This window comes from Paenibacillus sp. 598K, assembly GCF_003851045.1.
Classification (GTDB): Bacteria; Bacillota; Bacilli; order Paenibacillales; family Paenibacillaceae; genus Paenibacillus_D.
This window is the reverse complement of the sequence record NZ_BFBX01000367.1, coordinates 1-291: the sequence shown is the minus strand read 5'-3', so window position 1 is coordinate 291 and position 291 is coordinate 1. Positions and strand designations below refer to the sequence as shown.

Sequence of the window (291 nt, the reverse complement as noted above, 5' to 3'; positions counted from 1 at the left end):
ATCTGGAGGCGTCGGTGCCGGAGGCGGAGCTGGTGGTGATCGCCGTCGGCACGCCGCCGCTGGCGAGCGGCGAAGCCGATATGACTTATGTCGAGACGGCGGCGCGCGAGATCGCCTATACGCTGAACGGCTACAAGATCATCGTCACCAAGAGCACGGTGCCAGTCGGCACCAACGAGCGCATCCAGGCGCTGATTGCCAAGGGCGCGAAGCATCCGTTCGACGTCGCCTCCGTGCCGGAGTTCCTCCGCGAAGGGTCGGCGGTCCGCGATACGATGCACCCCGACCGGG

The 291-nt window shown here is 67.0% G+C and carries 1 pseudogene; it reads left to right on the top strand.

Features of this window, described 5'->3' with window-relative positions:
• Positions 1-291 (top strand): annotated as a pseudogene (locus tag PA598K_RS35515) (UDP-glucose 6-dehydrogenase); the annotation flags it as partial.